The sequence below is a fragment of the Micrococcus sp. KBS0714 genome (assembly GCF_002008305.4).
Taxonomy (GTDB): Bacteria; Actinomycetota; Actinomycetes; order Actinomycetales; family Micrococcaceae; genus Micrococcus; species Micrococcus luteus.
Genome location: NZ_CP042169.1, coordinates 192,878 through 206,485, shown reverse-complemented (window position 1 = coordinate 206,485; position 13,608 = coordinate 192,878). Strand labels below are relative to the sequence as shown.

Genomic DNA, 13,608 nt, shown 5'->3' with positions numbered 1-13,608 from the left:
GTCGCAGGGCCGGGGGGCGGCAGGCTCACCCCATGACCGCGCGCACGCCCCTGCCGTCCACCCTCGCCGCGGGCGCCTTCACGACGGCCGAGCTGCACGCCGCCGGCCTGCCGTGGCGCCGCACCCTCGCGGCAGACCTCGCCCGGATCTGCCGCGGCGTGCACACCGCGGGCATCCCCGACCCGTGCGCCCCGGACGGCGCGGCCGCGCTGGTCCGCCTCACGGGCGGGGTGGTCTCCCACGTCTCTGCCGCCCTCTGGCACGGACTGCCGCTGCCGCCCCGCCTCGCGCGGCCCGCCGGACTGCACCTGACCTTCGACCGCTCCGCGCGCACGCACCGGACCGACCTGGACGGCGTCGTCAGCCACCGGGTGCGGCTGCCCTCCGACCACGTGCTCGAGCTTCCCGACGGCCAGCGCGTCACGACGGCGGCGCGCACCTGGTTCGACCTCGCCGGGATGCTCCGCCCCCACGAGGTGGACTGGCTCATCGCGGACGGCGACCACCTGGTGCGTCCGCCGTGGACGCCGACGGGCCGGGCGGACCCCGTGGCCACCGTGTCCGAGCTGTCGGAGGTGCTCGCCCGCTGCCGTGGCCGGCCGGGTGTCCGTCTCGCACGTGCCGCGCTGGCGGAGGTGCGCGTCGGGGCCGACTCCCCGCCCGAGACCTTCCTCCGGCTCGCGCTGATCCGGGCCGGGCTGCCGGAGCCGGAGCTGCAGGTCGCCGTCGACCCGGCCGACCCGGCCTCGCCCGTCGTGGACCTCGGGTACCGGGGGGCGCGCCTGGCCCTCCAGTACGACGGCGCCGGCCACCGCACGGCTCAGCAGCAGGCGAGGGACGCCCGTCGGGACGCGTACTGCCTCGAACGGGAATGGACGACCCTGCGCTGCACCTGGGAGGACCAGCGCGCTGGGTTCGGGCGGATCGTGGGGCTGGTCCGGCGTCGGCTCGCCCGCACGCGCTGATCCGCCCCCGCCCGTCCAACGCGGGTTGAGTTGTCATGGGTCCCGTCCAACGCGGGTTGAGTTGTCACGGGTCCAGGCCCGCGTAACCGGTGATAACTCAACCCGCGTTGCATGCCACCGGCCGGCGCCGCGTGACGCTCTGCGACGTGCCCACCCTGCCCCCGGCGCGCCTCGCCCGGGACAATGGGGCGGACTGTCCCGAAGCCTCCATCGAAAGGACCCCCGTGGCTGACCACGAGTTCGGCTTCCGCACCCAGGCGCTGCACGCGGGCGCCGTCCCGGACGCCGTCCACGGCTCCCGCGCGGTGCCGATCCACCAGACCAGCTCCTTCGTGTTCGAGTCCGCCGAAGACGCCGCCAACCTCTTCGCGCTGCAGAAGTACGGCAACATCTACTCGCGGATCGGCAACCCCACGGTCGCCGCGTTCGAGGAGCGGGTCGCCACGCTCGAGGGCGGGATCGGGGCCGTCGCGACGGCGTCCGGCATGGCCGCCGAGTTCGTCACCTTCGCGGCCCTCGCCGCGGCCGGCGACCACATCGTGGCGTCCTCCAAGCTGTACGGCGGCACGATCACCCAGCTGGACGTCTCCCTGCGCCGGTTCGGCGTCGAGACCACGTTCGTGGACTCCGCCGAGGCCGCGGACTTCGAGGCCGCCCTCCAGCCCAACACCAAGACCGTCTACACGGAGATCGTCGCCAACCCCTCCGGTGACGTCGTGGACCTGCCCGGCCTGGCCGACGTCGCCCACCGGCACGGCGTGCCGCTCGTCGTGGACGCGACCCTCACCCCGCCCTACCTGATCCGGCCGATCGAGCACGGGGCGGACATCGTCATCCATTCGGCCACGAAGTTCCTCGGCGGGCAGGGCACCACGCTCGGCGGCGTCGTGGTGGAGTCCGGCCGCTTCCCGTGGGACAACGGCAAGTTCCCGTCGATGACCGAGCCCGTGCCGTCGTACGGCGGCGTCTCCTGGTGGGGCAACTTCGGCGAATACGGTTTCCTCACCAAGCTCCGCTCGGAGCAGCTGCGCGACTTCGGCCCGTCGCTGGCCCCCCAGTCGGCGTTCCAGCTGCTGCTCGGCGTCGAGACGCTGGCCCCGCGCATGGACGCCCACCTGGCGAATGCGCAGGCCGTGGCGCAGTGGCTGGACGAGGACCCGCGCGTCTCCTGGGTCCGCTACGCCGGCCTGCCCGACCACCCGCACCACGCCCGCGCGCAGCAGCTGCTGCCCCGGGGCGTCGGCTCGGTGTTCAGCATCGGCGTGGCCCCGGCAGCCACAGACACCGACGACGGCGCCTCCGGTCCGGAGGCCGGGCGTGCGACGGCGTCGCGCTTCATCTCCGCCCTGCAGCTGGCCAGCCACCTGGCCAACATCGGCGACGCGAAGACGCTCGTGCTGCACCCCGCCACGACGACCCATCAGCAGCTCACCGCCGAGCAGCTCGTGGCCGCGGGCATCCCGGAGGACCTCATCCGCATCTCGGTGGGCATCGAGGACACCGAGGACATCCTCTGGGACCTGGACCAGGCCCTGACCGAGGCCACCGGCCGCACCCGCGACGACGACGGCGCCCCGGCCGCGCCGAAGGAGGCCTGAGCCATGAGCACCACCCACCCCGAGCGCACCTGGACCGGCCCCGGCGCCCCCGAGCGCCTGGCGATCCTGCGGCGCACCCGGTCGATCGCGATCGTCGGCGCCTCGGACAAGCCGGCCCGTGCGTCCTACTTCGTGGCCACGTACCTGCTGAGCTCGACCACGTACGACGTCTACTTCGTGAATCCCGTGCTCGCCGCGGCCGGCAAGGAGATCCTCGGCCACCGCGTGTACGCCTCGCTGGACGGCCTGCCCGTCACCCCGGACCTCGTGGAGGTGTTCCGCAAGTCCTCCGACGCCCCCGAGGTGGTGGCGGACGCCGCCCGCGTGGGCGCCCGGACCGTGTGGCTGCAGCTGGGCATCTGGAACGAGGACGCCGCGCGCCAGGCCGAGGCCGCGGGCCTGGAGGTCGTGATGGACCGCTGCGTGAAGATCGAGCACGCCCGCTTCCACGGCGGGCTCAACCTCGCCGGCTTCGTCACCGGCGTGATCAGCTCGCGGCGCCAGGAACTGGACCGCTAGGCGGGCGACGCCCCGTGTCGGGCGTCGTCCGGCCGTCGTTGCGCACCCGCCCGTCGATGGCGTGGGATGGTCCCATGACCTCCGAGCTCCCCTCCTCGTCCCTCTCCCCCGCCTGGACCGGCCGCACCGACGGTGACACCCCCGAGCACCTGCGCTGGCACCAGGTCGTCCGCCCCGCCGACGGCCGCGGCGAGCCCACGACGCCGCAGCGCGACCCCGGCGCCGGCGCTCCGACGTCGGGCGCGCGGTCCACGGCGCTCATCGGCTTCGCCTCGGACGAGGGCGTGCGCCGGAACCACGGCCGCGTGGGAGCCGAGGACGGCCCGGAGGCGCTGCGCGGTGCGCTCGCCTCGCTCGCGTACCTCGAGGGCACGGGCGCGCTCGTGGACGCGGGCGACGTGTCCGTGGACCGCGGCGACGACGACGCCCCGGGCGAACTCGAGGCGGGCCAGGCCGAGCTGGGCACAGTGGTCAGCGGGCTGCTGAACGCCCACGACCTGGCCGTGGTGCTCGGCGGCGGACACGAGACCGCCTACGCCTCGATCACGGGCCTGACCGGCTCCACGCGCGTGGCTGCTGGCACCCGCGTGGGCATCCTCAACCTGGACGCGCACTTCGACCTGCGCGAGGCGCCGCGGCCCAGCTCCGGCACCCCGTTCCTGCAGGCGCTGCGGGACGCCGAGGGGGCGGAGCATCAGCTCTCCTACGCGGTGGTGGGCATCAGCGAGGCCAACAACACCCGGGCCCTGTTCGACACCGCGCGCGAACGCGGGGTCACGTGGGTGACCGACGAGCAGGCCCAGACCGCCGACGTCACCGGCGTGCGCCGCTGGGTGCGCTCCTTCATCAACGCCGTGGACGTGCTCTACCTGACGATCGACCTGGATGTGCTGCCGGCCGCCGTCGCCCCAGGGGTGAGCGCACCGGCCGGCTTCGGCGTGCCGTACGAGGTGATCCACGCGTGCGCGCTGGAGGCCACCCAGTCCGGGAAGCTGGCCCTGGCCGACGTCGTGGAGCTCAACCCCGCCCTGGACGTGGACGGCCGCACGGCGAAGGCCGCGGCCCGGCTGATCCACACGATCGTCAGCCGTCACCGGACGGACGCGTCGCTGCTGGCCTGAGCGGGCCGGGGTCCATTCGGGCGCGGGGGCCGCACCGCGAGGGCCGCGGTGCGGCTGATCCACACGATCGTCGGCCGCCACCGCCGCTGAGGTAGCGAGGTGCGTTGAGGGTCACTCAGCCTCTGTGATGATCAGAAAGCAGACTCTGCATCTTCCAGAGCTTCTTTAAGAACCTCCACGCCTGATTTTGGCTGAGCCGGGCACACCTCCGGCCTCGGGCAGAGCACAGAGATGAGCATCCAGATCGCCAAACGAATCTGCCCAGTCGGATTGATCCCCTCCACGGCTCCCGCTGCAATCTTCTTTGTCGCTGCGATTGCCAAGGCGACGACCGGTCGAGGAAGACCTGCCGTGGCGAGGGCTGTCCTGATGCGAGCGGCTGCTTCATCGATGTATTCGCCTGGATCTAGCGCATTCGCCACCTCGGCAAGTACCTGGCACATAGCATGGCGCCGCACTCGTCCACGCCCCTGTTCGCCGTAGGCTACGGCAAAATCGAGAAGGTGCGTACGAACTTCCCGGATGCTTTCCGTGACCAGAAGGTCACCAGCCAACTGAAGCACTTCATCGATTCGACGACGTCGCTCACATTCCATTGGGGAAGTCTGTCTATCGGCACCCTCCGGCCCTGGGGCAGGTGACGGGAGTCATGTCTGAACACTATGTGAGCAGTCATAGAAACTGGAGGCTCGCAGAAGGGCGGATATCACGACTCGGCTCACCGTCCGGTCAGGTCATGCGACGACGCCGCGCGCCTCGTCCCCGCCCGCGTTCGCTTCTGGTCCCGGCACCATCGCAGACGTCCGGACGAAGTCCAGCCGCTCGCGCAGGGAGTACACCTGCGCCTCCTCGAACAGGCCGAACGGCCCCTCGGGGGCGTCGTCCGTGTAGGGGGACTCGAACAGCCGGCCGGCGTCCAGGACGCCGTTGGCGGTCAGCTCCTCCACCATGTGACCCAGGAAGCGGATCCGCGCCTGGGTGAGCGTCCGGTCCTGGACGAAGTCCGCGACCACGCCCTGCGCGGCGGCACGATCCATCCCCACTAGCATGCGCACGAACAGGCCCAACTGTCCCTCGCCCTCGGACTTCGCCGCGGCCAGGTGCGCGTCCTCGGCCCCGATGCTCCGGAGCAGCTGTTCGAGCGACTCCAGGTCCGGCTCGGTGAGCTGCTTGCCGTGGCGCAGCTTCTGCAGCGCCAGCGAGGACTCGTTGTGGCGCAGCGGCTCGCTGACCTTGGCCCAGAACCGTTCGATGTCCACGCCGGGCGTCGGCCGCACGACGTCGACCTCCTCAAGCTGCGTGAGCGTGTCCGCAAAGTCCGTGTATACGCGGGAGCGGCGGACCTTCTCGATGAACTGGACGAGCCCGCGCAGCTTCTTCCGGGCGTGCTCGAGCATGCCGAGAGTGACGCCCTCCCACCATTCCTCCCCGGCCACGGCCTCGAGGAGGATGATCTGTTCCTTCACGGCGGGGATGGCGTCCTTGGAGAGCAGGTTCTCCCCGAGGGACTGCACCGTGGCCCGGATGCGCTCGGCCGTGCCAGCCTCCCCGGTGAGGTCTGCCAGCTGCCGGCGCACGATGAGCAGGTCGAAGCGCTTGGCGTCGACGTCCTCCCCCGGCAACCCGGTGACCACCCCGGCCAGCGCACGTGCCCGTTCGGCGGCCTGGGCGCTCAGGGACGTCCACGCCTCAGGCCGCTGGAACTCCTCGACCTCCCGGCGGAGAGGGCGGGCCAGGACGTTCTCGAGGGTCAGGCGGGCGATGGCCGCCTGCAGCTCCTCGGCGGCGGTGCGGCGCAGCTCGCGCACCGCGCGTTCCTCCGGCCCGACGGCGGCGGGCGCCCCAGCGTCATCGTCCAGGGCGTCGAGGGCGACGACGAGCGCGAGCCGGTCCTCGAACAACCGCTGGGTGAGGGACCTCTGGGTGAAGCCGTCGGACTCCGGGAGGTCCTGGTTGAAGAACTCGAGGTTCTGGCACCAGTCGAAGACGAGGAAGTCCTCCTTGTCCCTCCCCGGCCCGTAGAGGTCCGGGCGCAGGCGGGTGCCGCGGCCGATCATCTGCCAGAACTTGGTCTTGGAGCGGATGAGCTTGAAGAACACGAGGTTGACGACGTCGGGCACGTCCACCCCCGTGTCCAGCATGTCCACGCTGATGGCGATGTGCGGGGCCTTGCCGGGGGTCTTGAAGTCGTCCAGCAGGGCGTCCGGGTAGCGGCTGGCGTGGGTGATGATCTGGGCGTACCGGCCGCCGAGCTCCGGCCACTGGGCGTCGAACCGCTGCAGGATGAACTCGGCGTGCGGCTGGTTCTTGGCGAAGACGATGGTCTTGCCGAGCCGTTCGCTGCCGGCCACCTTGTGGCCGTGCTCCCTGAGGGTGGAGAGCACGCGGTCCACGGTGTCCGCATTGAAGAGGAACCGGTTGATCTCCTCGCTCGAAACCTCCTCGGGCGCCTCGTCCTCGCCCCAGTCCAGCGCGTCCCAGGCCTCCTGCTCCTCGGCGGGAAGCTGATCGTACCGGGTGCCGCGACGCAGGAAGGTGGTGCCCACGGAGACGCCCCGCGGCGGCACCAGGAACCCGTCCGCCACGGCCTCGTCGAGGGTGTAGGCATCAGTCGGCACGCCGGGCTCGAGGCCGAAGAGGCCGTAGGTGTTCCGGTCGATCTCGTCCTTGGGGGTGGCGGTGAGGCCCACGAGAAGGGCATCGAAGTGGCGGAAGATCTCGCCGTACTTGGCGTATACGGACCGGTGGGCCTCGTCCACGATCACCAGGTCGAAGTATCCGGGGTCGAAGCGGGCGCCCTGGCCGGTGGACTCCTGGATGAGGCCGAGCATGGTGGGGTAGGTGGAGGCGTAGACGCGTCCCTCCCCGTGCCGGTTCTTCAGCAGGTTCACGGTGGTGCCGACGAAGCCGTGCTCCACGAAGGCGTCCGCGGCCTGCTTCACGAGGGCCTGCCGGTCCGCCAGGAAGAGCACGCGCTTGACCCATCCGGCGCGGGCCATCTGGTCCACCAGGGCGACGGCGGTGCACGTCTTCCCGGTGCCGGTGGCCATCACCAGCAGTGCGGCGCGGCGCTTGTTCTCGAACGCATCAGCGTATGCGACGAGGGTTCACCGCCAGTGCCATGTGTGCGAGAATCGCACACATGTCGCCGACCACTCCTCATTCGCTGGGTGCCCGTGTACGTGCCGCGCGGGAGCGTCGCGGGATGTCCCAGCAGGACCTAGCTACCGCCGTTGGCCTCGAGCGCACCATGGTCAACCGGATCGAAGGCGGACAACGGAAGGTCACTGCCCTGGAGCTGGCCTCCATCGCCGATGCCCTGGGAACCCGAATGCAGTCGTTCTTCACCGAGCCTGCGCCAGCGCTCGTCTCGCACCGTTCCGCCCAGGGGTTGGATACCACCGAGTCGGCCGTGGACCACCTGCTGGCCGAACTCCTCGCAGACGTCGAGTTCCTGCACGGCCTGCATCCCATCGAGGGGTTCGGCGTGCGGGACCCCTGGGAGCAGCCCAAGTCCGTTCACGAGGCCGACGACATGGCCGCCCGGGCACGCGAGCACGTCGGGTATACAGCAACGGAACCCGTAAAGGACCTCCAGGCGCACCTGGCCACTGCTGGCCTGCTCCTGTTCTCCCGCAACTTCGGCGTGGACGCCGCTGACGCGGGAACGGTGCTCCTCGCCGAGGGCGGCATCTCCCTGGTGAATTCCACCCCCAAGGTCGGGCGACGCCGCCTCTCCGCCGTGCACGAGCTTGGGCACTACCTACTTGCCGATGAATACACGGTGGACTGGCGCACCGCCCACACCGGCCCGGACATCGAGGGTCGCCTCGATCGGTTCGCTCGAGCATTTCTCCTGCCAGCAGCTGTCCTTTTACAGGAATGGCCCGCCGCAGCTCACTCAGGCGATGTCCGCACTGCCGCTGTGAAGATCGCCGGCACCTACCTGGTGGACATGTCGACCCTGGCCCGCCGACTCCACGACCTGGAATTGGTGGACGCTTCCACGGCAAACGACATCCGCGCTGTGCAGACCACGCAGACGGACATCATCACCCACGATCTGTACCCGTCTGACGAGATGGCAGGCACTACCCAGCCCCGGGTGTACCAGAAGCACGTCATCGCGCTGTTCGAGGCCGAGAAGCTCTCGCGTGAACGCACACTCGACCTCTTGGATGGGACTTTCGACGACGACGACCTTCCGGACCTTCCCCCACGTCAGGAACAGGAGATCTGGGAGTACGTCTCGTGACCGCCGTTCCGGAGACCTACGTCTTCGATACGGGACCACTGCGCCATTTCACCCTGAAAGGATGGCTCGGTGTGCTCAAGTTCCTGACAGCCGGCCATGCCGTGATTCCGGAGAGTGTGGAGCAGGAGATCAGGGACCAGCAGTACCAGCACCCAGATCTCCGGCAGATCTTGGACGCCGAATGGATCGTCGTGGACCGCAGCGAGGACCTCGAGTTCCTCGCGGCCTTCGCCCGATACGAGGAGCACCTTGTGGCGGGCGGTCGGAACCGGGGCGAATGCGGCGTTCTAGCCCTCGGTCGGACGCACGGGTATCGCATCGTGATCGACGACAACGTGCCCCGCGTCCTGGCCAAGCGCGAGAAGCTCGAGTGCACCGGCACCCTCGGGTTGCTCTGTGAGGCGATCCGCAAGGAGCAACTCACCGTTCCCATGGTTGAGAGCCTCGCTGACGATCTCATCATGGGCGATTACCGGCTTCCCTTCGGCCCAGGGGGATTCAAGTGCTGGGCCGAACAACAGGGACTCCTGGGATAAGCCCTTAGCTGGTGTCGTGCTGCAATCGGACTGATCGCGCCGTTCCGGCTTCACCGCACGACACCAACCACATGGCGTTGCCCGGATTGTCTCCCGCCTGATCCATACGATCGTCGGCCGGCACAGGACGACGACGGTGCTCCTCACCTGAGCCGAGGCGACCGGGCCCGACCCGCAGGCCGCCCCCTCCACACACAGAGTGGTCACGACACGCCGTCCCGTGCAGACGCACGCGGCATGTCGTGACCACTCTGTGGCGTCTGACCACTCTGTGGCGTCAGTGCCCCTCGGCCTCGGCGCCCTCGGACTCCTCGGCCAGGTCCTGCGGCTCGGCATCGGCGGATACGCCCGCGAGCGCCTCCGCCACGGCGGCCAGCACGGACCCGTCGCGCAGGGCCTGCTCGGCGGCGGCCAGCTGCGGGGCCATGTACTGGTCCGGGCCGGGGCCGGGCACGCCGGCCTCGCGGATCACGCGGACGGCGGCACCGGTCGCGGCGGAGGGCTGCAGCGGGGCGCGCAGCTCGATCGCGCGGGCGGCGGCCACGAGCTCGACGGCGAGCACACGGCGGAAGTTCTCCACGGCCGAGCGCAGCTTGCGGGCGGCATGCCAGCCCATGGAGACGTGGTCCTCCTGCATCGCGGAGGACGGGATGGAGTCCACGGACGCGGGCACGGCCAGGCGCTTCATGTCCGAGACGAGCCCGGCCTGCGTGTACTGGGCGATCATCATGCCGGAGTCCACGCCCGGGTCGTCCACGAGGAACGCGGGCAGCCCGTGCGAGCGGGCCGGGTCCAGCATGCGGTCGGTGCGGCGCTCGGACATGCTCGCGACGTCGGCCACCGGGATGGCCAGGAAGTCCAGCACGTACGCCACGGGCGCCCCGTGGAAGTTGCCGTTCGAGCTCACCCGGCCGTCGTCGAGCACCACCGGGTTGTCCACGGTGGCGGCGAGCTCGCGCTCGGCCACGGTGCGCACGTACGCGAGGGTGTCGCGCAGGCCGCCGGCCACCTGCGGGGCGCAGCGCAGCGAGTAGGCGTCCTGCACGCGGGAGTCGCCCTCCTTGTGGCTGGCCACGATCGGCGAGCCCGCCAGGATCTTCAGCATCCGGTCGGCGGAGGTCGCCTGGCCCGGGTGGGGGCGCAGCGGCAGGTGCAGCTCCGGCACGAACACGCGGTCGGTGCCGAGCAGCGCCTCCACGGACATCGCGGCGGTGAGGTCCACGGTGTCGGCGAGCTCCTCGAGGTCGGCCAGCGCCATGATGAGCATGCCGAGCATGCCCTCGGTGCCGTTGACGAGGGCCAGGCCCTCCTTCTCCCGCAGCTCGACCGGCTCGATCCCGGCCTCGGCGAGCGCCTCGCCGGCCGGACGCAGCGCGCCGTCCGTCCCGACGACGTCGCCCTCGCCCATCAGCGCCAGGGCCACGTGGGAGAGCGGTGCGAGGTCACCGGAGCAGCCCAGGGAGCCGAACTCGCGCACGGCGGGGGTGATGCCCGCGTTGAGCATGGCCACGAAGGTCTCGACCACCACGGGGCGCACGCCCGTGCGGCCGGAGGCCAGCGTGGTGGCCCGCAGGAACATCAGCGCGCGGACGACCTCGCGCTCCACCACGGGGCCCATGCCGGCGGCGTGGGAGCGGATCAGGGACTTCTGCAGCTGCGCGCGGGACTCGAGCGGGATGTGCTTGTCCGCGAGCGCGCCGAAGCCGGTGGACACGCCGTAGGTGGGGGTCTCGGCCTCGGCCAGCGCCTCGACGTGGCGGCGCACCGCGCCGACGGTCTCGAGCACGTCGTCGGCGAGCACCACGCGGGCGTCGTGGCGGGCCACGGCGACGACGTCGTCCAGGGTGGCCCCGGACGTGCCGAGCGTGACGGTGACGGGAGGGGTGGTCATGGTGATGCGTTCTCCTTGCTGTCGGTCGATCAGACGGCCCGGCGGCCCGCGCGCCAGACCGCGTGGGTCAGCGGCATGCCGGGGCGGTAGGCCAGGTGGATGGCGGCGGGGGCGTCGAGCACGTGCAGGTCGGCGCGCTTGCCGACCTCGAGGCTGCCGACGCGGTCCTGCGCGCGCAGGCCGAGGGCCCCGCCGAGGGTGGCGGCGCGCACGGCCTCGGCGAGGGTCAGGTGCATCTGCAGCACGGCGGTGCCCACGTTGAAGTTCATGGACGTGGTGTAGCTGGTGCCCGGGTTGCAGTTCGAGGCCAGGGAGACCTCGATGCCGGCGTCGAGCAGGCGGCGCGCGGGCGCCAGCGGGGCGCGGGTGGACAGGTCGCACGCGGGCAGGCAGCCGGCCACGGTGCCGGGCGTCCCGGTGGCGGAGGCGCGGTCCCAGTCGGCCCAGGTGCCGGCCAGGGCCTCGACGTCCGCGTCGGAGAGGTGGTTGACGTGGTCCACGGAGGCGGCGCCGAACTCCACGGCCACGCCCACCCCCGGGCCCTGCTCGATCTGGTTGCCGTGCAGGCGCACGCCCAGGCCCGCCGCCACACCCGCGGCGAGCACGCGGCGGGTCTGCTCGGCGTCGAAGGCGCCGGTGTCGCAGAACACGTCCACCCAGCCCACGTGCTCCCGCACGGCCGCGAGCATCGGCCCGACGACGTCGTCCAGGTAGTCCTCCGCATCCCGGCCCGGGGGCACGAGGTGGGCGCCGAGGAAGGTCACCTCGTCCACGAGGCCCTCCTCGCGCAGCCCGGCCAGCAGGCGCGCGTGGCGCGCCTCCTCCTCCACGGTGAGCCCGTAGCCGGTCTTGGTCTCGAGGTAGGTGGTGCCGCCGGCCACCGCGTCGGCCACCCGGCCGCGGACCAGCTCGGCCAGGCGAGCGTCCGAGGCGGCGCGGGTGGCGGAGGTGGTCACGCCGATGCCGCCGGCCGCGTAGGACTCGCCGGCCATGCGGGCCTCGAACTCGGCGGAGCGGTCCCCGTCGAACACGAGATGCGTGTGGGAGTCCACCCAGCCCGGCAGCACGGCGCGGCCCTCGACGGACACCCGGTCGTCCGCCTCCGGGGCGTCCGCGGCGGGGCCGATCCAGGCGATGCGCTCGTCCTCGACGACGACGGCCGCGTCCGTGAGCACCCGCCCTTCGGGGTCGACGGTGGTCAGCTCGGCGATGTCGGTGATGAGCGTGGAGCGCATGGGGGCCTCTCTGCGGGACGGACGGGGGTGGGCCGGTGGGGCGGGCCTCAGGTGAGCGCGGCCACCAGGTGGGCCAGCGGCGTGGCCAGCACGATGGTGAGCGCCACGCGCTCGACCCAGATCACCAGGAGGTGCCACATCTTCACGGGGATGTCCGTGGCCAGGATGGCAGGAACCACCGCGGAGAAGAAGATGATCGCGGAGACGCAGACGACGCCGATCACGAACCGGGCGCCGAGGTCCTCGTGACCGGCCGCCATCGTGGCCGGGATGAACATCTCGGCGATCGAGGTGGCGGAGGCCGAGGCCAGCAGGCCGGGGTCGGAGTAGCCGAGCGCCCAGAACAGCGGGTAGAAGATCACGCCGATCCACTCGAACACGGGCGTGTACGTGGCCAGGACCAGGGCGATCAGGCCCACGGACATGATGGACGGCAGGATCTGGAGCACCATCACGAGTCCATCCCGGAAGTTGACCCAGATGTTCTTCGGCAGGGACGGGGCCTCGGCGAGGGTCTGCTCGGCGGCGCGACGGGCCACGCGGAAGCGGTCCCGGGTGACGGCCTGCTCGGGCGAGTGGGTGACGCCCGGGTAGCACTCGTCCGGGATGCGGCTCAGCGGCGGGATGCGCACCGTGATGGCGGTGACCGCGAACGTCACCGCGAGGGTGCCGAAGAAGTACCAGAGCCAGATGTCCATCAGGCCCAGCGTCTTGGCCACGATCACCATGAAGGTCGCGGACACCGTGGAGAACCCGACGGCGATGATCGCCGCCTCACGGGCCGTGTAGCGGCCCCCGGTGTACATGCGGTTCGTCAGCAGCAGGCCCAGGGCGTAGGAGCCCACGAAGGAGGCCACGGCGTCGACGGCGGCGCGGCCGGGCACGCGCCAGATCGGCCGCATGGCCGGGCGCAGGTAGACGCCCACGAACTCCATGAGGCCGTAGCCGATCACGAGGGCCAGGAAGACGCCGCCGATGGGCACGATCAGGCCCACGGGCACCACGAGCTTGTCCATCAGGAACGGACCGATGCTCTCGTCCAGGATCCAGCTCGGGCCCACGCCGAACACGACCATCGCCGAGGCGACCAGGCCGAGCACGGCGAGGAACGCGAACACCGCCCGCGTGGTGCTGGTCCGCCAGCGACCCGAGGCGAACGGGTACACGGCGCCTGCGGCGATGATGGCCAGGCCCACCCAGCGGTCGGCCGGGCCGAGCAGCCCGCGCACCCAGGTCACCAGGTGGTCCAGCGGGATGGAGCTCGCCCCGTTGATCGTGATGGGCACGAAGAACATGACGATGCCGATCGCCGAGTAGACGATCATGCGCCAGCGCGCCGGCGGGCGGGGCGCGTCGGCCTCGATCGCGGCCATCGCGGTGGTGTCGGTGTGCAGCTCGTGGTCTGCGGGGCGGGACGAGTCCATCGTGGTGTCCTTTCGATCGCGAGCCGGACGGGCGTCCGCCCGTCCGGCTCGCGGCGGTGAAGTC

Annotated in this window: 11 protein-coding genes and 1 pseudogene; 6 read left to right on the top strand and 6 right to left on the bottom strand. The window is 71.2% G+C overall.

The genetic code is table 11. The features are described from left to right. Window positions 1–32 precede the first annotated feature (32 nt). The 4 genes from B1A86_RS00965 (at window position 33) to hutG (ending at window position 4,203) form a co-directional block, all read left to right on the top strand. Window positions 33–965: a hypothetical protein gene (locus B1A86_RS00965; RefSeq protein WP_049147891.1), complete on the top strand. Its 933-nt coding sequence runs from the start codon at window positions 33–35 to the stop codon at window positions 963–965. A 224-nt stretch (window positions 966–1,189) separates the two neighbouring features. Continuing rightward, window positions 1,190–2,563, top strand: coding sequence for an O-acetylhomoserine aminocarboxypropyltransferase/cysteine synthase family protein (locus tag B1A86_RS00960; protein WP_078025409.1), 1,374 nt, complete (start codon window positions 1,190–1,192; stop codon window positions 2,561–2,563). Between the two features lie 3 nt (window positions 2,564–2,566). Next, on the top strand, window positions 2,567–3,082 hold the full coding sequence (locus tag B1A86_RS00955; RefSeq protein WP_078025410.1) for a CoA-binding protein: 516 nt from the start codon (window positions 2,567–2,569) through the stop codon (window positions 3,080–3,082). A 74-nt stretch (window positions 3,083–3,156) separates the two neighbouring features. Then, complete coding sequence (gene hutG / locus B1A86_RS00950) at window positions 3,157–4,203, top strand: formimidoylglutamase (RefSeq protein WP_036315803.1); 1,047 nt, start codon at window positions 3,157–3,159, stop codon at window positions 4,201–4,203. A gap of 131 nt (window positions 4,204–4,334) precedes the next feature. Here hutG and B1A86_RS00945 read toward each other — a convergent pair whose 3' ends face one another. From B1A86_RS00945 to B1A86_RS11790, 3 genes and pseudogenes are all read right to left on the bottom strand, one after another. Continuing rightward, window positions 4,335–4,799, bottom strand: coding sequence for a hypothetical protein (locus B1A86_RS00945; protein WP_138976771.1), 465 nt, complete (start codon window positions 4,797–4,799; stop codon window positions 4,335–4,337). A gap of 138 nt (window positions 4,800–4,937) precedes the next feature. After that, a complete protein-coding gene (locus B1A86_RS11885) occupies window positions 4,938–6,260 on the bottom strand; it encodes a type I restriction-modification enzyme R subunit C-terminal domain-containing protein (RefSeq protein WP_371705213.1) in 1,323 nt (440 codons plus the stop codon). Next, window positions 6,249–7,283, bottom strand: a pseudogene (locus B1A86_RS11790) (DEAD/DEAH box helicase family protein); the annotation flags it as partial. The pseudogene B1A86_RS11790 and the gene B1A86_RS11885, both read right to left, overlap by 12 nt. 14 nt (window positions 7,284–7,297) lie before the next feature. On the opposite strand from B1A86_RS11790, the gene B1A86_RS00935 reads away from it, so the two are divergent. Beyond that, window positions 7,298–8,458 (top strand): XRE family transcriptional regulator, encoded by a 1,161-nt coding sequence (locus B1A86_RS00935; protein WP_306274405.1) that lies wholly within the window; start codon window positions 7,298–7,300, stop codon window positions 8,456–8,458. Further along, window positions 8,455–8,994, top strand: coding sequence for a hypothetical protein (locus tag B1A86_RS00930; RefSeq protein ID WP_003038432.1), 540 nt, complete (start codon window positions 8,455–8,457; stop codon window positions 8,992–8,994). The genes B1A86_RS00935 and B1A86_RS00930 overlap by 4 nt, the downstream gene beginning before the upstream one ends. A gap of 277 nt (window positions 8,995–9,271) precedes the next feature. On the opposite strand, the gene hutH is transcribed toward B1A86_RS00930, so the two are convergent. From hutH to B1A86_RS00915, 3 genes are read right to left on the bottom strand one after another with little or no spacing between them, the layout of a single operon-like run. Further along, entirely contained in the window at window positions 9,272–10,885 is a 1,614-nt protein-coding gene (gene hutH / locus B1A86_RS00925) for a histidine ammonia-lyase (protein ID WP_041104432.1), read from the bottom strand. 29 nt (window positions 10,886–10,914) lie between these two features. Further along, window positions 10,915–12,120, bottom strand: coding sequence for an imidazolonepropionase (gene hutI, locus B1A86_RS00920; RefSeq protein WP_036384398.1), 1,206 nt, complete (start codon window positions 12,118–12,120; stop codon window positions 10,915–10,917). 47 nt (window positions 12,121–12,167) lie between these two features. Then, on the bottom strand, window positions 12,168–13,544 hold the full coding sequence (locus B1A86_RS00915; RefSeq protein ID WP_078025413.1) for a YjiH family protein: 1,377 nt from the start codon (window positions 13,542–13,544) through the stop codon (window positions 12,168–12,170). Between the last annotated feature and the right edge of the window lie 64 nt (window positions 13,545–13,608).